This window comes from Chryseolinea sp. H1M3-3, assembly GCF_029360725.1.
Lineage (GTDB): Bacteria > Bacteroidota > Bacteroidia > Cytophagales > Cyclobacteriaceae > Chryseolinea.
Map to the genome: position 1 here is coordinate 275,295 of NZ_JARKMY010000019.1, position 21,013 is coordinate 296,307.

Genomic DNA, 21,013 nt, shown 5'->3' on the forward strand with positions numbered 1-21,013 from the left:
ATATTCTATGGTATCGAAACAATACAACGCAACACAAACCCTTCAGCACTTACCACAACAACGCTCCAATACTTTTTCCGACATGAAAATGGTTCGACATTTACTTTTATTTGTTTTGCTGTCCACTTCAGCCCTGGCGCAAAAAACACAAGATTCATTTCATAAGGTTGAGCCGCCGTTTTGGTGGATAGGAATGAAAAACACCACCCTTCAAATTCTTTTTTATAACAAGGACGTAAATGTTTCTCAATACACTGCATCGATCGCTTACGACGGCGTTCAGCTGAAAGATGTTAAAAAGGTTTCTAATTCGCATTACTTGTTTCTTACATTGGAAATAGCACCAAGTGCAAAGGCCGGAAACGTACCGATTCAATTCTCGAACGGAAAGAAAAAGATTACGTACCAGTATACGCTGAAAAACAAATCGACCGCTGATAACCGGATTAAAGGATTCGATGCTTCTGACGTAATTTATTTGATCATGCCCGACCGGTTTGCCAACGGCGATGTAAAAAATGATTCGCTGCCTGGAATGTTGGAAGGCGCACAAAGATCAAAACCAGAAGGCAGGCATGGGGGTGACCTCAAAGGGATTTCTGATCACTTAGAATACATCAAAGACCTTGGTGTAACTGCGATATGGCTGAACCCTGTACTTGAAAACAATCAACCCTATTCCAGTTATCACGGATATGCCATCACCGACCTTTATCAGGTTGACAGGCGCTTTGGTTCGAACGAAGATTATATATCCTTTATCAACAAAAGTCACCAGCTTGGATTGAAAGTGATTCAGGATATGGTCATGAATCATATCGGCAGTTATCATTGGCTGGCAAAGGACCTTCCCGAAAAAAATTGGATCCATCAGTTCCCGGAATTTACACGATCCAATTATCAGGGTACCGTTGTTTCCGACCCATATCAATCAGCGTACGATGCAAATCTTATCAGCAATGGATGGTTTGATACCACTATGCCTGACGTAAATCAAACTGATCCACTTTTTGCGACCTACCTGATTCAAAACACGCTGTGGTGGATTGAGCATTCTGGCATCGACGGAATCCGGATGGATACTTATCCTTATCCAGACAAAAACTTTATGGCAAGTTGGGTGAAGGATGTGATGTACGAGTATCCTTCATTTAATATTGTTGGCGAAGTGTGGATCGATAACATCGCGACGACCGCCTATTGGCAGAAGGGTTCGAAGAATTCGGATGGATATGAATCTACTTTACCTGCTGTCACCGACTTTCCACTTTGCTTTTCAATCCCCAAAGCATTGAATGAACCCGGCAGTTGGGACACCGGCATGCGGCGGCTGTACAATGTGCTAAGCCAGGATTTTGCGTACCCGAATGCAAATGGTAATCTGATTTTTTTAGACAATCATGACATGACGCGGATATATCTTTCGCTGCAGCGTGATATGCGGAAAATGAAAATGGCATTAGCTTTTTTATTAACGACAAGAGGAATTCCTCAATTGTATTACGGCACGGAGTTACTAATGGATGGCGATGGTGGTTATCATCCCAATGTTCGAAAGGATTTTCCAGGGGGATGGAATGGTGATCCCGCTAATGCTTTTTCAGCATCAGGACGGACGCCCGAGCAAAATGAAATTTATGATTACCTGAAAAATCTTTTGCATTGGCGTAAATCTGAGCCGACCGTTTATGCTGGTAAGCTAACACACTACATTCCGGAGGATAACATTTATGTGTACTTCCGCCATTACGAAGACAAAGCCATCATGGTAGTTCTTAATGCCAACGATATGAAGAAGGAACTTGTGACCGAACGATTTCATGAGCACATGAAACCGTTTGTTTCAGCCGTCGATATTCTAACACAGAAAAGACTCGAATCCCTTAATTCTATTACTTGTCCATCCTGGGGGATCCTGATTTTAGAACTTCAAAAGTAAAATGGATGCAACCGATTTAAATTAAAATAAATGAACTTTTTCACTTATTATTCCCTGAATTTTATTTACTTGACGAAAGGGAGAAACCCAAGCTCCCAGTTAGTCATTAACCTAAACCCAAACAGCCGTATGAGAACATTTTATCTGTCTTTTTGCAGGTATGCATCGGTTCTAGTGCTTCTACTTATTGCTACGACAGCATGGTCGCAGAGTAAGACCGTTACCGGAAAGGTAACTGCAGAAGAAGATGGAACCGGTATCCCTGGTGTAAACGTATTAGAAAAGGGTACCAGCAATGGTACGGTCACTGATGCAAGCGGAAATTATAGTATGACGATCCAAAGTGGCGCCACACTGATTTTTTCATTCGTCGGTTATGTATCGCAGGAAGTACCAATAGGGAATCAAACGACTCTCGATGTTAGCCTCAAGTTGGACGTGACGTCCCTAAGTGAAGTGGTTGTGATCGGATATGGTACGCAAGAGAAAAAGGAATTGACAAGTGCCGTTACCAGTGTTAAATCAGAAGATTTTAACCGGGGGACTGTAAATGATCCCGCCCAATTATTGCAAGGGAAAGTGGCCGGATTAAACATCGCCAGAGCTGGAAATGACCCCAATGGTGGTTTCAATATCAGACTCAGAGGTATTGCGAGTTTTGGTGCCAATACGGAGCCTCTCGTAGTAATCGACGGGGTAATCGGTGGATCATTAAGCACGGTCGATCCCAACGACATCGCGTCTATCGATATTTTGAAAGACGGTTCTGCTGCAGCAATTTATGGTTCACGTGGTGGAAGTGGTGTTATTCTTATTACTACTAAAACCGGAAAAGCAGGAAAATTTACCGTCGAATATAATGGCTCGGTTGCCGTGGAAGATATCGGTCGGACAATCAAAGTGATGACGGCAGATGAATATAGAGGTGTTGCTGGCGCAAAGGATTTTGGATCTAGTACGGATTGGCTGGATGAAGTCACGCAGACCGGTAGCTATCATGTTCATAATCTGTCTTTAGCAGGTGGCGCTGGCGGGACTGCTTTCAGAGGATCATTTAATATACGAGATGCTACGGGTATTGCTATCAATTCGGGGTTCAATCAAATCAATGGCCGATTTAACCTGACGCAGAAAGCGTTGAATGATAAGGCTACCTTTACAGTGAACTTGTCTACCACGAGAAAAGAAGCTGAGTTCGGCTTTTTAGAATCACTTCGATACGCTATTATTTCAAATCCCACCATGCCAGTTCATGATAATAGATTGGCCGCCGATAGTGAAACAGGTGGTGGAGAATACGGGGGTTATGCTGAACGCGGTATCTTTGATTACTTCAATCCTGTTTCCATTGCAGAACAAAACAAGAATGATGGGGTTGATACGCGACTAATTGCCAGTTTAAGAGCAGAATACGATTTTAGCGATATCATTCCTGGAATACGTGCATCCGTCTTCTATTCTCAACAAAATGAATCAGAAATCAGAGGTCAGTACTATGCGAAAACTTCTAAATGGATTGGGGCAAATAGAAATGGTTTGGGGAACCGATTAACCAAGCAGATGTTCACGCAACTTTTTGAGACTACACTTAATTATGACAAAGATTTTGGCGGCGCTAACCTGGCCATCTTAGGAGGTTATTCCTATCAGGATTTTAAGAATGAGGGTTTTGGAATGCAGGGCGGAAATTTCTTAACCGATGCGCTTGCCAATTTTAACATGGAAACTGCGTTGGACTTTGACCGAGGTCTAGGGCAAATTGTAAGCTACACAAATACAAATAAGCTAGTAGCATTCTTTGGACGAGCTAATCTGAACGTCAACGGTAATTACTTTCTCTCTGTAAGTGGTAGATATGAAGGCTCTTCTAGATTTGGCGCAAATAACAAATGGGGTATTTTTCCCGCAGCAAGTGCTGGTGTGACACTGAGTAACCTCTTTGATATTCCAGCTGTAAATACCTTAAAATTGCGTGCCAGCTATGGTGTTACCGGTAATCAGCCACGCGATTCATATCTTTCTCTTCCGAGGCTAAGACAGACAGGATATTTCTATTACAACGGTGGATATATACCAAGTTATGGCCCCGCAAGTAATGCGAATCCAGATTTACAATGGGAAACGAAGGCAGAGTTCGACTTCGGACTGGACTTTGCTATGTTAGATAGCCGGTTGACTGGAACTGCCGATTACTACATTAGAAGTACAAAGGATTTGTTAATTTCCGTGGATGTACCAGTTCCGCCAAATCTTTTTCCGCAAACCTTAGTGAATATTGGCGAGCTTGAGAACCAGGGGTTCGAACTGGCGCTTAATTATTTAGCCATAAACAAATCTAATCTAACGTGGTCTACTGGCGTGAATTTAGCCACGATGAAAACAAAGGTTGTTAGCTTAAGCTCAGCTGAATTTTCCGTTGGAGAAGGTGGCGTCCAGTACCGGGCGAATATGGGGTCACCTGGCCAGAATGATACAAGGTTGGTTCGTGTGAAAGAAGGCGATGAGCTTGGACAACTTTGGGGACCGATTCAGGAAAGTGTAAGCGCTGACGGAAATTTAGTCTTTAAAGACTTAAATGGCGATGGCACATTCTGTAATTGCGACGACGATAAGACCGTTATTGGTAATGGTTTGCCAAAACTGACGATGGGCTGGAATAACTCTTTTACATTCGGCAACTGGGATGCGACGATCTTTTTACGCGGTTCTTTCGGTCATGATCTGCTCAATAGCTATAGAGGATTTTATGAGAATACTGAGCCGACAACTGTAGTTAACTACAATATCGTTAACACGAAAAATTTTGATCCAAACATTAAAAAAGCAACTGTAAATAATACCCACGTCGAAAAAGCTGATTTTGTAAAGCTGGACAATATGTCCATTGGATACAGTCTGCCATTAGAAGGGAAAGCCTTGAACAGGTTCCGAGTTTATGTGGCCGCACAAAATCTCTTTGTGATTACTAACTACACGGGTGTTGATCCTGAGGTGCGTTATGTTGATACAAATGATGTAGACCCGAACGGATTTTTCCCTGACTTGCCTGACCCTCTTTCTCCTGGTGTAGAAAGAAGGGGAACGTACTTCACGACAAGAACTTTTACACTGGGCGTGAATCTTGGCTTTTAAAAATAAATGATTACGAACATGAAAAAATCAATAAAGCGAATTATAACGGTAGGGCTAGGGATCACATGCTTCACGATGTCCTGTACGAATCTTGATGAAGAAGTGTACGATACTGTCATTGCAGATAAATTCTTTAAAACGGAGGATGAATTTATTGCATCCCTGGGTCAGGCCTACTCCTCATTTGGCGGCATTGGAAATCACTCAAACTTATGGTCAATCAATGAGATCTCAAGTGATGAAATAGTTGTGTCCACAAAAGGAGGGGATTGGTATGATGGTGGCGTGTTACTCCAATTGCATGAGCATAAGTTTGCCCCTGATAACGGTTTCTTCAATAATGCATGGACGTTTATTTACGGTGGTATTAATGCTTGTAATCGTCTCATATTCCAGTTCAAAGCCCTGGGCACGCCTGAAGCTGAAGCTTTTATAATAGAACTTCGTGCCGTTCGTGCACTTTGGTATTATTGGGCAGTTGATGCGTTTGGGAATGTTCCGTTGGTGGTAGATTTTGAAGATGCTGAGCCACCGGCAACAGCGTCGCGTCAGGAAGTATTCAATTTTATTGAAAGTGAGTTAAATGAAGTGATACCATTATTACCCACGGCAAAAGATGCATCGACCTATGGTCGAATGACTAAATGGTCTGCGCTCGCAGTAAGATGCAAGCTCTATCTGAACGCCGGCGTATATACAGGCACTCCACAGTGGCAAAAAGCAGCGGATGACGCGAATGAAATCATCACCAACGGTGGCTATATGTTGGAAGATGATTATAAGTCGAACTTTGCTGCCAACAATGCCCGCTCAACAGAAAACATCTTTGTTTATCCTTACGATAAGGTGTTCGCACCTGGCTTCAATTGGATCGCAATGACACTTTCTGTCGCCAGCACCCCGACCCTGAATTTAACGTTTCAACCCTGGAATGGATATCAGACCGTGGAAGAGTTTTATAACTCGTACATAGATCCCGCTCAGAATCCAGGACCTCAGGGCCCCGTTTGGAAAGGCCTTACCAAAGACCTTAATCAGGACGGCATCTCAGATGATGTAGGTACACAAGATCTCCGGTTGTCCAACTTTATTGTCGGGCCACAGTACAATCAAGACGGAACACGTACTCTCGATGGAGGTTTTGAAGCAAATGATTTCGATGGAGCCCCCGTCACGTTCACGCCGCAGTTGAACGAGATATATCCACAAGGTTTGAGACAAGCAGGTGCTCGAATCGGCAAGTATGAGTTTGAAGTTGGTAGCACTGAAAATATGAGCAACGACTTCGTTATCTTCAGATTGTCAGATATCATATTATCTCTTGCTGAAGCAAAACATCGCTTAGGGCAAACCGCTGAAGCTTTAATATTGGTAAATACCATTCGGGAAAGAGCAGGGGTAGATCCATATCTTACCCTGACAGACGACCTTCTTTATGCTGAAAGAGGACGTGAAATGTATGCTGAAATGACGCGCAGGCAAGATCAGATCCGCTTTGGTAAATGGGATGATGCGTGGTGGGAAAAAGACGTGAGTGCACCTCACTACCAATTGTTCCCAATTCCAAAAGCACAGCTTGATGCTAATGATAAGCTTGTGCAAAACCCTGGCTACCCGGGTGCCGGAGGATAAAAAATTTAACATACGCAAAAAAGCAAGTAGCTTCATGCTATTTGCTTTTTTGTTTTTTGGACCTGTATCCCACCCGTTAATTTGTGAAATGTTTTGACATTGTAATGATTTTGACTAGCGTAGATTTTTGTGAAATTGATTCTTAATTTTGAATTGGTTTGAATGCTGTGACTGTGGGAATGCGATTGTATTTTAAGCTTATCTGTTCGATCATCCTTGTATTCTTAGGCTCCTGCTCTGTTCCGGAAAATAAAACTTCATCCGATACCTTATTTAAACTTCGCTCGCCTGAGGAAACCGGAATTAACTTTATAAACCAGCTCGACTATACGGAGCAATTAAACACTTATACTTACAAGAACTTTTACAGCGGTGGAGGCGTTGGCCTCGGAGATTTTAATAATGATGGCCTGATTGATATATTTTTTTCTGGAAACCTGGTTCCAAACAAATTGTATCTTAATAAAGGCAACTGGAAATTTGAAGACATTTCAACCACCTCCGGTGTCAGCATCAACGGAGTTTGGACAACCGGGATCAGTGTAGTAGATATTAATGGCGACGGGCTCTTGGATGTTTATCTATGCAAATCGGGACCACCCGGAGGCGCAAGAAGGCATAATGAATTATTTATTAATAATGGCGATCTTACGTTTACGGAAAGAGCCAAGGCGTATGGCCTTGCCTTTGAAGGTCTTTCTACGCACGCGGCGTTTTTTGATTTCGATAAAGATGGCGACTTAGACTGCTATTTATTAAACAATTCTTTTCGATCTGTGGGTGGATATGACCTCCGCGTCGGGCAGCGAAATCTTCCCGATCCATCAGGGGGGAATAAACTTTTGAGAAATGATAACGGAAAATATGTTGACGTAAGCGAAAAAGCAGGCATCTACACGAGCGCAATCGGTTTTGGTTTAGGCATTACGATTGGCGACTTGAATAAAGATGGTTGGCAGGATATGTATGTGTCCAACGATTTTTTTGAAAAAGATTATTTATACATCAACAATGCTGACGGAACATTTAAGGAATCGCTGGAAGAATACATGCAAGAGATAAGCCTTGGCTCGATGGGTGCAGACATGGCAGACATCAACAATGATGCGTTTCCGGAAGTTTTTGTAACGGAGATGCTACCCGAACATGATGATCGACTAAAGACGACCACACAGTTTGAAAGTTGGGACAAATATAATTTGAATTTGAAAAACGGATATTTCCGACAATTCAGCCGTAATGTTTTACAGTTCAACAATGGGAACAATACCTTCAGTGAAATTGCTCGGCTTTCAGGCGTCCATGCGACTGACTGGAGTTGGGGCGCTTTAATTTTTGATATGGACAATGATGGGCAAAAAGATATTTTTGTTGCCAATGGAATTTATAAAGAGCTTTTGAACCAAGACTATGTTAATTATGCTTCGAACCCAAAGTTTATACAGGAAATATCAAGCAAAAAAGAAGGCGTCATCACAAAATTGATCGATTCTATTCCGTCTACGCCAATAAGCAACTATGTCTTTCATAACCAGGGTAACCTATCCTTTAAAAACAAGACAAGGGAATGGGGGCTGGATGTTCCCACGCATTCCAATGGATCGGCTTACGGCGATCTGGACAATGACGGCGACCTGGATTTGATTTTGAACAACGTCAATATGCCCTCGATGGTCTTTGAAAATCAGGCAAAACAAATATTGCCGCGCAATAACACGCTTTCATTTGTTATGCATGGGGACCAGGCTAATTCATTTGCGCTGGGCACAAAAATAACCATAAGAACAGGTAATCAATCAATTTATCAGGAACTGTCACCGATGCGTGGGTTCATGTCAACTGTGGATAACCGGATTCATGTAGGCGTGGGTAATGTTGCCTTCGTCGATACAATTGTAGTAGCCTGGCCTAACGATAAGGTAACAATGTTATCGAATGTGAAATCCAATCAAGTTATTCACCTGTATCAAAAAGATGCATCGGTGATTACAAGACCAGATAGCGCAAAAAAAATTAACCAAACGATCTTCGACCCTATCCCTAAAAAGAAAGGCATCGCTTTTTGTCATGTTGAAAATGAATATGTCGATTTTGATCGAGATCGGCTATTATTTAATATGGTCTCAAACGAAGGCCCCTGTTTATGCACAGGCGACGTGAATGGTGATGGTCGCGAAGACTTTTATGTGGGAGGAGCCAAAGATCAGTCGGGAAGGTTATTCATTCAAAAGCCCTCTGGGGCGTTTGCCGCCTCGGATACAACCGTTTTTGAAAAGGATAAGGAGTCCGAAGATACAGACTGTATTTTTTTTGATGCTGACAGTAACGGTTCGCTCGACCTTTATGTGACCAGCGGTGGCGTGGAATTTTCCAGGAGTTCACCTGCGTTGCTCGATCGGCTTTACCTTAATGATGGTAGCGGGAAACTCAAAAAAATTAATCAACCGTTGCCCGTGTCAACAAATTTTGAGAGTACGGGTACCGTTGTTTCAAATGATTATGACAAAGATGGAGATCAGGATTTATTCGTCGGTGCAAGATTAATCCCATTTGCATATGGAACTCCAGCTAATGGCTACATCCTCAACAATGATGGAAAAGGGAATTTCACGAATGTAACAAAGACCATTGCTGTTCAAATCACTAAGTTGGGCATGATCACGGGCGCGCAATGGATTGATGTAAATAATGACGGTTTTCAGGACTTGGTGATCGTAGGCGAATGGATGCCTATTAAAATATTCGTTCAGGAAAATGGCAAGTTTGTGGATCGGAGTTCCGAATATGGGTTCGACAAAACGGAAGGTTGGTACAATGCGATTGAAGCCGGTGATTTTAATAAGGATGGCTACGTTGACTTGGTAGTCGGAAATCACGGCATAAATTCTCGGTTCAAAGCGTCAAGAACCGAACCTGTGTCGATGTACATCAATGACTTTGATCAAAATGGAACTGTGGAGCATATCATAACACAATATGATAAGGGTAAGTCTTATCCAATGGTTCTTCGGCAGGATATGGTGACGCAAATCCCGTCGCTGAAAAAAAAATACCTGCGTTATAAGGATTATAAAGAAAAGACGATGGAAGAAATTTTCTCTGCCGATCAACGCCAGGGAACTACCGTATTGAATGCCTATTCATTTCAAACAGCGGTTTGGCTGAATACTGGAAAGTCGTCATTTCTTAAGATAGACTTGCCCATTCAGGCACAATTTTTTCCTGTATATGCCCTTCATCTCGATGATTATGATTACAATGGCACCTTGGATATTTTAATGGGAGGAAACCTTCATAGGGCGAAACCAGAGACGGGTATTTATGCCGGTGGTTATGGCCTTCTTTTATCTGGCGACGGACACGGTGGATTTAAGGCTGTTGCTGCAGAAAAATCCGGGCTTAAAATAAAAGGTGAGATCCGGGGCTTCAGGAAGATAAATAATGGTGAAGGAGCAATATTACTGGTGGCTAAAAATAATGATACGATTGAAGTATTAAATTTATCAAAATGAAAATTAACGGTTTATTGTTCTTTGGCTTGGTAGGTTGTTGTATGTCAATGATGTCATGTGGTCGAGGCAAAGAATTGCTATCAGAAAAAAATTACGATAGTCTGTTCTTGGGCATTCACCTCGGAATGACAAGATCCGAGTTCTACGATCACTGCGCCGAGCTAAATCGCTTAAAAGTATTTACGCACGGTCCTACCAATACCAGTGTTGAGTATATGCTGACAAGCGAGCTCGAGAAACCCGTTGTAATGCGGTTTTATCCTTCTTTTTATAAAGATAGAATTGTCGACATGCCGGTCACTTTTTCCTATGAAGCCTGGGCACCCTGGAATAAGCAGTTCAGTTCAGATTCTCTGTTGACTAAAATGCTTCCTGTCTTTAAAAAATGGTATGGCGAAGATTTTAAGGTGATACAGCATCCATCTCAGGGAAAAGTATACGTTAAGATGGATGGGAAGCGAAGGATAAATTTATTCCTTCGAGATGATCAGTTCGTGCAAGCGGTTTTTACAGATCTTGCATTAGAAAAAGAAAGGAAAAGGGAAGAGGCTGAGAAAAGCAACTGAACGGTCATCAATGTTCTATAAATCTGACTTTGTTTCGTGGTGTATCGTGGTCTTAGTAGCTACCGGTTGCTCGACACGGGAAAAAAAACACGATCCGCTTTTTACCGAACTGGATGCTGACCGCACTGGAATCGCCTTTGCTAATACGCTATCGTTCGACAAGGACTTTAACATTTATACATATCGCAATTATTACAACGGGGGGGGTGTTGCACTGGGCGATATCAATAACGATGGTCTTCTCGATGTGTACCTCACCGGAAATATTGTACCCAACAAACTATTTTTGAACAAGGGCGACTTCAGGTTTGAAGATATCACGGAAAAGGCGGGCGTGGCAGGGAAGAGAGCTTGGTCAACTGGTGTGAGCATGGCGGATGTCAATGGCGACGGCCTGGTTGATATTTATGTCTGTAACTCCGGCGACGTAAAAGGCGACAATAAACAAAATGAACTGTTCATTAATAATGGGGACCTGACGTTTACGGAGCGCGCCCAGGAGTACGGAATTGCGGATCGCGGTTATACCACACACGCGGCTTTTTTCGATTATGACAAAGACGGTGACCTTGATTTATACATACTCAACAACTCGTATCAGGCGATAGGCAGTTTTAATCTTCGGAAAAATGAACGCCCACAACGGGATTCGCTGGGCGGTGACAAACTTTTGCGTAATGATGGAAACAAGTTTATTGACGTCAGTGCGGAAGCCGGCATTTATGGAAGTGTAATTGGTTTTGGATTGGGCGTAACGGTCGGCGATGTAGATAAAGATGGTTGGTTGGACATTTATGTCTCCAATGATTTTTTTGAACGCGATTATTTATACATCAACAATCATGACGGTTCATTTAAGGAAAGCCTTACAGAACAAATGAAGTCTATTAGCGGGGCATCAATGGGAGCAGACCTGGCGGATATCAACAATGATGCTTACGCTGATATTTTCGTAACGGAAATGTTGCCTAAAGAAAATTCACGGCTAAAAACCGTTACTACATTCGAAAACTGGGATCGGTATAATTATAGTGTGCAAAACGATTACTATCACCAGTTTACAAGAAATATGCTTCAATACAACAATGGTGATGGAAGTTTTAGTGAGATCGGACGGTTAGCCGGCGTTGAGGCCACGGACTGGAGCTGGGGCGCATTAATATTCGACATGGACAATGATGGTCTAAAAGATATTTTTGTATCGAATGGTATTTTCCAGGATTTGACAAATCAGGATTATCTTCAATACGCCTCAAACCCGGAGATTGTGAAAAATGTTGTGTCCGGAAATGGCGTAGATTATAAAAAGCTCATAGAACCAATTCCATCGGTACCAATTCCAAATTTTGCTTTTCATAATCAAGGTAACTTACGTTTTGTTGATAAAGCCAGTGAATGGGGATTGGGTGAACCGAATTTTTCGAATGGTTCTGCCTATGGAGATTTAGATAATGATGGAGATTTAGACTTAGTCATCAACAACGTTAATAGCGAAGCGTCAGTTTTTCGAAATGAAACTAATCAGCGTTTAATTAATCGCTATTTGAAGTTTGAATTGAAGGGGATGGGTAAAAATACATCGGCATTTGGCACAAAGATCACTATACTACACAAGGATAAAACTTTTTACCTGGAACAGATGCCCATCCGAGGTTTTGAATCCTCCATGGATCCTCGCCCAAACATAGGACTGGGGAAGATTGATACCGTCGAAAGAATTGTGGTTGAATGGCCCGATGGAAATGGCGAACTCCTTTTTGATGTGCCCACTAATCAAACTTTGATTCTTGAGCAAAAGAATGGTGTTCCTCTTCAGAGCATTAAATTGTACCAGCCCGAAGTAATTAACGTTGATCCTACATTTACACCCGCTAAAGATGTTGCCGAATTCCTGCACAAAGAAAATGATTTTGTAGACTTTGATAGAGACCCGTTGATCTATCATATGCTAAGCATGGAGGGTCCGCGTATGACAATGGGAGATGTTAATGGAGATGGGCGCCAAGATTTTTACATCGGTGGAGCCAAAGATCAACCCGGCGCATTGTTTATTCAAACCGACAACGGGGGATTTAAGCGCACAAATGAAAAGGTCTTTGTAAAAGACCAGGCCGCTGAGGATATGGCAAGCACATTTTTTGATGCCGATAATGATGGTGATGTCGATTTGTATGTGTGCAGTGGAGGGAACGAATTTTCAAATGTGTCTACTGCTTTAATTGACAGGTTATACATCAATGACGGCAAGGGTAATTTTAGTAAATCAAACCAGGTACTTCCCACGTCAAAGTTTGAGAGTACATCTACCGTCAGTGCGGCAGATTACGATAGCGATGGTGATCAGGATCTATTCGTAGGCGTCCGGCTTCTTCCATTTTCGTATGGCGCACCAATGAGTGGATACATTTTAAATAATGACGGAAACGGAAATTTTAAAAATGTAACTGCTGAAATCGCGCCGGAGCTGACCAACGTAGGGATGATCACGGATGGGGTATGGGCTGACATTGACGGTGACAACGATTATGACTTGCTTATTATTGGGGAATACATGCCAGTGAAAATTTTTTTAAATAATGAGGGGAAGCTGAAGGATCGGACATCGGAATCAGGCCTTAGTAAAAGCAATGGCTGGTGGAACCGCCTGGAAGGTTCTGATTTAGATCATGACGGCGATATTGATTTTGTTATAGGTAATCATGGCTTGAATTCAAGATTTAGGGCCTCCGTTGATCAACCTGTATGTATGTACATCAACGATTTTGATCAAAATGGCACAGTCGAACAAATCATATGCACATACAATGGAGTTACAAGCTATCCTATGGCCCTCCGGCATGATTTGGTAAAACAAATACCTTCTTTGAAGAAGAAATACTTGAAATATGAGAATTATAAAGATCAGACAATAACTGACATATTCTCGCCTGAGCAGATCAAGCAGTCGTCCAAACTTGATGCATATGAGTTTTCAACGAGCATTTTGATCAACCAGGGACATGGAAAATTTTCATTGCGACCGCTTCCGATTGAAGCGCAGCTATCTCCCGTATACGGAATTGAAATAGCGGATATTGACAGTGATAATCATCCGGATATACTATTGGGCGGTAATTTGTATAAAGCAAAGCCAGAGGTGGGGCGCTACGATGCGAGTTATGGAGTCTTTTTAAAAGGGGATGGAAAAGGAAATTTTAAGCCAGTTTCTTCAAAAGATTCAGGTATTAAAATGGATGGTGAGGTAAGAGATATCATTTACGTTAAAACAGAACAGGGTGACCTGATTTTAGCTGCCCGCAATAACGATTCAATCTTAGCATTTAAGAAGAAGAAAAAGTGATCCGTAATTTCTATCTTATCACGAGCGTACTTTTTTGTGTATTGTTGGCTATCGGGTTACAAAGCTGTCAAAACAATCAAAAAAGGAATCAGCTTTTTTATAAGGTCCCAGTTTCACAAACAAACGTAAATTTTGAAAACACCCTTAAAGACTCCGACGATTTTAACATCATCGAGTATTTATATTTTTACAACGGTGGGGGAGTAGCATTAGGGGATATTAATAATGATGGATTAGCAGATATTTACTTTTCATCAAATCAGCAATCAAACAAGCTCTACCTGAATAAGGGAAAATTTGCCTTTGAAGATATTACATCGAAAGCGGGCGTCTCGGGCATTGGAAATTGGAAAACAGGAGTAACAATGGCCGATGTAAATGGCGATGGGTTCCTCGATATATTCGTATGCGGTGTTGGGAACTATAAACAATTCAATGGCAGGAATCAACTTTTCATCAATAATGGTAACCTTACTTTTTCGGAAAAGACTGACGAGTATGGCTTAACTTTCCGGGGGTTCTCTACTCAGGGCTCTTTTTTTGATTATGATAATGATGGTGATCTCGACCTGTATCTTGTCAATCATTCCGTCCATACGCGAAGATCCTATGGCAATGCAACGCTACGATTTCAAAGTGATTCGCTAGCCGGAGACAAGTTGTATCGAAACGAATTGATTCCCACTGGCAAAACCTATTTCAATGATGTTACTTCGGAAGCTGGAATTTTAAACAGTCAAATCGGGTATGGCCTGGCCGTTGGAATTTCGGATCTTAATCTGGATGGATATTTAGATATTTACGTGTCCAACGATTTTAATGAAAATGATTACCTCTATATAAATCAGCGCAATGGAACATTCACTCAAGAATTGGAAAAGGCGATCCCACATTCAAGTCGATTCTCAATGGGAAACGATATTGCCGACATCAACAATGATGGCTTGATGGATATCGTGACTTTAGACATGCTGCCAAAAAATGAAAAGGTAATAAAAACGACCGCCGGCGAGGATCCTTATGAGATATACGAGTTTAAACTCCAGCATGGATATCACTATCAATTTGCAAGAAATACTCTTCAGCTAAACCGTGGATGTGATGATACAAATAATTTAATGTTTAGTGACGTTGCATCTCTTGCTGGAATAGAGGCTACGGATTGGAGTTGGGCTCCACTGTTGGCCGATTTTGACAATGATGGTTACAAAGATCTCTTTGTAGCTAATGGCATCGTTGGAAGACCAAATGACTTGGACTATATTAATTTTATCGTGCGCGATTCATCGCAGCGCTATCTTTCCGATCAACAGCTTGTTGAACAAATGCCTTCCGGTAAAGTACCAAATGTTTTTTTTAGGAATCAAGGGAATTTGTCGTTTCAGGATGTTTCAGTCTCATGGATAGGAAGTGAACCCAGTTTGTCTAATGGAGCATCTTATGCAGATCTGGACAACGATGGCGATTTGGATTTGGTGGTCAACAATATTAATGAAAAGGCTTTCCTATACCGCAATGATTTAGGACAAAAAGATTTCAATTTTCTGAAAATTAAATTTGAAGGCAACGGCGCCAATCGATTCGGCATCGGTGCGAAAGTCTTGGTCTTTACAGGGAATAAAAAAATTATACACGAGCAAATCCCTTCGCGAGGTTGGTTATCTTCTGTTGATTACACGATGCATATCGGACTTGGAAATGAAAAGGTGGATTCAATTTCTATTCGTTGGACAGACAACAAAACTCAGACATTGAAAACTATCCAGCCAAGAGAAACGATTACGGTAAAACAATCAGATGCATTTGTTCAGCATCAAAAAGTGCGGGAGGCTGGCCATCAGCTGCTCCACGAAGGTATTGAACATTTATTCACACACAAAGAAAATAACTTTACGGCCTTTAATACCGAACGATTGATTCCTCACACATTAACCACGCAGGGCCCAAAAATTGCTGTCGGCGATGTTAATGGGGACAAGGTCGACGATTTTTTCGTGTGTGGTGCAGCCCGACAACCAAGTGCGATTTTTATTCAAAATAAAAATGGTGACTTCGTTCAATCTGTTCAGCCGATCATTGAATCAGATTCATTAGCAGAAGATGTTGATGCCACCTTTGCGGATGTAGACGGTAATGAAACACTGGATTTAATTGTAGTAGGAGGAGGACAAGAATTCAAAGGAAGGAGTAAGAATCTTTTGGCCCGCTTATACCTAAATGATGGGCACGGAAAATTTGTTAGAGCCGAAGAAAATCTTCCAGACATATTTGTTAATGCGTCGTGTGTAGAACCAGGAGACGTAGATAATGACGGCGATATCGATTTGTTCATCGGAGGCCGAGTAATTTCAGGAACATACGGAGTAGATCCACCAAGTGTCTTGCTGATAAATAATGGCAGAGGCATTTTTCAAGAGGAAACTTCGCGTTTGGTTCAACACGAAAATAATACCACAACACTGGGGATGGTGACCGACGCTGTGTGGCAAGACGTCAATAACGATGCAAGAACTGATTTAGTTGTCGTCGGTGAGTGGATGCCCATTACAGTAATGATTCAAGATGAATCAGGTTTTTTCAAAAACAAAACAAAGGCATACGGCCTGGAGCAAACCAATGGATGGTGGAATACCATTTCAGCGCACGATTTTGACAAAGACGGAAACGTTGATTTTGTTGTCGGCAACCTGGGTCATAATTCTCGTCTAAAGGCTACCATAAACGAGCCAGTAAGCATTTTTATCGGCGACATCGACAATAACAATAGCCTCGATCACATCTTAACGTATTACAACCAGGGCGAGCGTTATCCTATAACATCACGCGACCAACTTGTAAAACAGATACCATCCCTGAGGCGTAAGTTTCTAAAATATGATGCTTACAAGAATGTTAAACTTGAGGACATTCTTGATCAGAACAGTCAAAAGAAGTTTAGCCGGAAGGATGCATATACATTTAGCTCGGTGTACGTTCAGAACACAGGAAAAGATAAATTCTTAATACGTCAACTTCCCATTGAAGCACAGATGTTCCCAATCTTTTCGTTTAATGTCGATGATCTAAATGACGACGGCAATGCCGATATTTTAATGGTAGGAAATTTAGATGCCGTCCAGCCAGATTTCGGTCGTTATGATGCTGGTTATGGCTTAGTTATAATGGGCGACGGCAAGCACGGTTTTAAATCCCTTGAGGCGCAACAATCTGGCTTTGTCGTCAAAGGACAAGGGAGGGATATTAAGGTGTTAAAAGATTATAAGAACAAAAAAAGATTTGCAGTTTCCAGAAACAACGCGAGTATTAAGGTATTCATAAAAGGGAAAAATTGAGATAAGAAAAAGCTTTGTGCTTTTTAATTTTGCTGTTGAGATCGTGAAGAATGATTATAGACAGGAAATAATGTAACGGTTTCAGAACTAATCGAGCCAGAATTGCTCCTGAATTTTTAAACAGCCACTAAGAAGAACCTGCTAAAGTTATTAATACCTGCCGTCTTTTTTATATTTTTCTGATTCATAAAAAAAAGGATGCGGTTATTGTTATTTTTTTTGATTATTGGTGTATTAGCCTGCCGCGAGAAAGATGACTATACTGCTCGTCCAAATCCTAACGCCCTTTTTAAAAGGATGAGTTCAACAGAAACCGGAATTGCATTTGTTAATAAGGTAGAGACAACTGATGAACTGAATGTATTCCGTTATCGCAATTTTTACAACGGAGGCGGTGTTGGCCTTGCTGACTTCAACAATGATGGATTATCAGATGTGTTTCTCACTTCAAACATGGGCCCCAATAGGCTTTTTATCAACAAAGGGGACTGGAAGTTTGAAGACATAACGGAACCTTCCGGAATCGCGGGCACAAAGGCCTGGTCAACAGGTGTAAGTGTTGTTGATATCAATGCCGATGGTTTTCTCGACATCTATGTTTGCAATGCAGGTGATGTAAAAAACGGCAATCGTGAAAACGAACTATTCATTAACAATGGCAATCTCACATTCAAAGAAAGCGCAGCTCAGTATGGGTTAGCGGACAAAGGATTTGGCACCCACGCGGCTTTTTTTGATTACGATAAAGATGGGGATCTGGATTGTTATGTTTTGAACAATTCCTATAAACCTGTTTCATCGCTCGGATATCGAAACCTCAGAAATGTTCGTGATGAATTTGGAGGACACAAACTGTACCGAAACGACAATAATAAGTTTGTGGATGTCAGCGAATCGGCTGGAATTTTTGGGAGCGTAATAGGGTTTGGGCTGGGCGTTACTGTGGGCGATGTCAACCAGGATTCCTGGCCTGACATTTATATCTCCAACGATTTTTATGAACGTGATTACCTCTATATCAACAACGGAGACGGTACATTCAATGAAAGCCTGGAAAAATACATGGGCCACATCAGCATGTTTTCGATGGGAGCTGATCTGGCTGATTTGAATAACGACGGGTATCCGGAAATATTTTCAACGGATATGCTACCCGAAGACGACATTCGTTTAAAAACACTAACGGCATTTGAAACATATGATGTATATCAACTGCGCATACGAAACGGATATTACCATCAGTTCATGCGAAACATGCTTCATCTCAATAACCGGGACGGAAGTTTTACAGAAATGGGAGAACTCGCCGGCGTATCTGCTACCGACTGGAGTTGGGGTGCATTGATCGCCGATTTTAATAACGACCAGCATAAAGAAATATTTGTTTGTAATGGCATCTACAAAGATCTTATCAACCAGGACTTCGTAGAATATTTAGGAAGTAGCGACCAAATGCGGACCGCAATCGAAGGAAAGGAAATCGACTTCGAAGAGTTTACAGAAAAAATGCCTTCTCAAAAACTTAGCAATTTTTTATTTGCGCAACAGGACGATCTTCAATTTAAGAACAAGGCAAAAGAGTGGGGGCTGGATGAACCAAGTTTTTCGAACGGTGCCGCTTATGGCGACTTAGATAATGATGGTGATTTAGATCTGGTTGTTAATAATGTAAACCAGGAAGTTTTTGTTTATCAAAACAGAAGTCGCGAGTTGAATCAAAACAACTACTTAGCGTTCAGTTTTAAAGGAAACAAAAAAAATGTTTTCGGTTTAGGTGCCACGGTGCAAGCTTATGTGGATTCAGGTGTTTTGGCCTTTGATCATATGCCCATTCGTGGATTTCAATCAAGCATGGATTATAAAATCATTATTGGGTTAGGTAAACTTGAACAGGTAGATAGCCTGGTCGTTACATGGCCCGACCGGAGGGTTCAGATAATGAAGGATGTAAAGGCAAATCAATTGCTTACCGTCTCAAATGAAGCAGCGAAGGACCTTAAAGTCATGCCGGCTAGAATTGTGCCGCTGTTAAGCCCCGTAAAGAATGATTCAATCGTTCATTACGAAAATACATTTAACGATTTCGATCGCGATCGTCTCAAATATCACATGTTGTCTACCCAAGGTCCTGCATTTGCAAAAGCTGATATTAATAAGGATGGTCTTGATGATTTCTATTTAGGGGGATCAGCGGGTTATACCGGTGCAATTTATATTCAGCAAGCTGATAACAAGTTTAACGCGCTATCCGAAGTGTTCGCGGCAGATAGCGCTGCTGAAGATGTGGCTGCCGTTTTTTTTGACGCTGATAACGATGAAGACCTTGACCTGTATGTCGTAACAGGTGGAACGGAGAATACGACACAATCTATTCACCAAGTGGACCGGTTATATGTCAATGAGGGTATTAAAAACGGAACGCCGGTCTTTGAGAAATCTACGGACCGCATTCCACTGATTTATCAAAGTGGAAGTTGTGTTAAGCCGGCCGATGTTGACAATGACGGCGATATAGATTTGTTCGTTGGTACACGCTTGTTGCCATCTTATTACGGGTTGCCGTGCGATCAAGTGCTGTTGGTAAATGATGGCACTGGCACATTCAGAGATCAAACAGTAACCTTGGCTCCCCAACTCAAACAATTGGGAATGGTCACGGATGCACATTGGTTCGACTACGATAAGAATGGATTTTCCGATCTGCTTATCATTGGCGAGTGGATGCCTGTAACGCTGTTTATGAATGACGGAAAAAAATTAATGAAAGCAGAAAAAATTACGGGCGTTGATCATTCTGAAGGATGGTGGAACCGGCTTAAAGCCGTCGATATTGACAACGATGGTGATGAGGATTTTGTCTTGGGAAATTTAGGTTTGAACTCCATATTTAAGCCCAATGCGTCGGCACCTGTTTCGCTATATGTTAGCGATTTTGACAAAAATGGATCCATAGAACCGATTTTCATTCACAACACGCAAGGCAGAGAATTTCCTTTTGCCCTTCGCCAGGACATCATCAAACAAATACCTTCCTTGAAAAAGGAGTTTGTCTTTTATAAAGATTATGCTGACAAAACAATTGAGGAAGTAGTTGACAAAGCCTCACTAAAAAAGGCGCACAAACTACAGTTTTATGAACCGCATACATCCTTACTTGTTAACAACGGTACGAAAGGATTTAAATTAAAACATCTGCCTGTCGAGGCGCAGTATTCACCAGTTTATGGAATCGAGGTTTTTGATGTGGACGGGGACCATATTGACGATCTTATTATTGGAGGTAATCTATTTGCGGTGAAACCAGAGGTTGGCCGGTATGATGGATTGCGGGGACTTGTTTTAAAGAACGATGGTCACGGCAACTTTAAACCATTAAGTTCAATAGAATCGGGATTGGCTATAGAAGGCGAGGTGAGACATATTAGCACCTTAAACAGCAAGGCCAATAAAACGCTCACTTTTATCCGTAATAATAATACCGTCGTATTCTACCGTATTAAATAAATCGTATTACAAATCGTCTTTCAACTAGTTTTTTATTCCTGTTGTTAGGTTGTAGC

Annotated in this window: 8 protein-coding genes; all 8 read left to right on the top strand. The window is 41.6% G+C overall.

The genetic code is table 11. The features are described 5' to 3' along the window. Window positions 1–7 precede the first annotated feature (7 nt). Complete coding sequence (locus tag P2W71_RS28225) at window positions 8–1,939, top strand: glycoside hydrolase family 13 protein (protein WP_276374911.1); 1,932 nt, start codon at window positions 8–10, stop codon at window positions 1,937–1,939. A gap of 129 nt (window positions 1,940–2,068) precedes the next feature. Next, window positions 2,069–5,071, top strand: a complete 3,003-nt coding sequence (locus tag P2W71_RS28230; RefSeq protein WP_276374912.1) for a SusC/RagA family TonB-linked outer membrane protein — start codon at window positions 2,069–2,071, stop codon at window positions 5,069–5,071. An 18-nt stretch (window positions 5,072–5,089) separates the two neighbouring features. Next, the gene (locus P2W71_RS28235) at window positions 5,090–6,703 is read left to right on the top strand and encodes a RagB/SusD family nutrient uptake outer membrane protein (protein WP_276374913.1); all 1,614 of its coding nucleotides are present in this window, start codon (window positions 5,090–5,092) and stop codon (window positions 6,701–6,703) included. A gap of 167 nt (window positions 6,704–6,870) precedes the next feature. Beyond that, window positions 6,871–10,215 (top strand): VCBS repeat-containing protein, encoded by a 3,345-nt coding sequence (locus P2W71_RS28240; protein ID WP_276374999.1) that lies wholly within the window; start codon window positions 6,871–6,873, stop codon window positions 10,213–10,215. Further along, window positions 10,212–10,781, top strand: a complete 570-nt coding sequence (locus P2W71_RS28245) for a hypothetical protein (protein WP_276374914.1) — start codon at window positions 10,212–10,214, stop codon at window positions 10,779–10,781. The genes P2W71_RS28240 and P2W71_RS28245 overlap by 4 nt, the downstream gene beginning before the upstream one ends. 10 nt (window positions 10,782–10,791) lie before the next feature. Beyond that, window positions 10,792–14,121 (top strand): VCBS repeat-containing protein, encoded by a 3,330-nt coding sequence (locus P2W71_RS28250; protein ID WP_276374915.1) that lies wholly within the window; start codon window positions 10,792–10,794, stop codon window positions 14,119–14,121. Further along, window positions 14,118–17,453 (top strand): VCBS repeat-containing protein, encoded by a 3,336-nt coding sequence (locus P2W71_RS28255; protein WP_276374916.1) that lies wholly within the window; start codon window positions 14,118–14,120, stop codon window positions 17,451–17,453. The genes P2W71_RS28250 and P2W71_RS28255 overlap by 4 nt, the downstream gene beginning before the upstream one ends. Before the next feature lie 297 nt (window positions 17,454–17,750). Beyond that, window positions 17,751–20,957 carry a VCBS repeat-containing protein gene (locus tag P2W71_RS28260; protein ID WP_276374917.1) on the top strand — a complete coding sequence of 1,069 codons (3,207 nt, stop codon included), beginning with the start codon at window positions 17,751–17,753 and terminating at the stop codon, window positions 20,955–20,957. Window positions 20,958–21,013 lie beyond the last annotated feature (56 nt).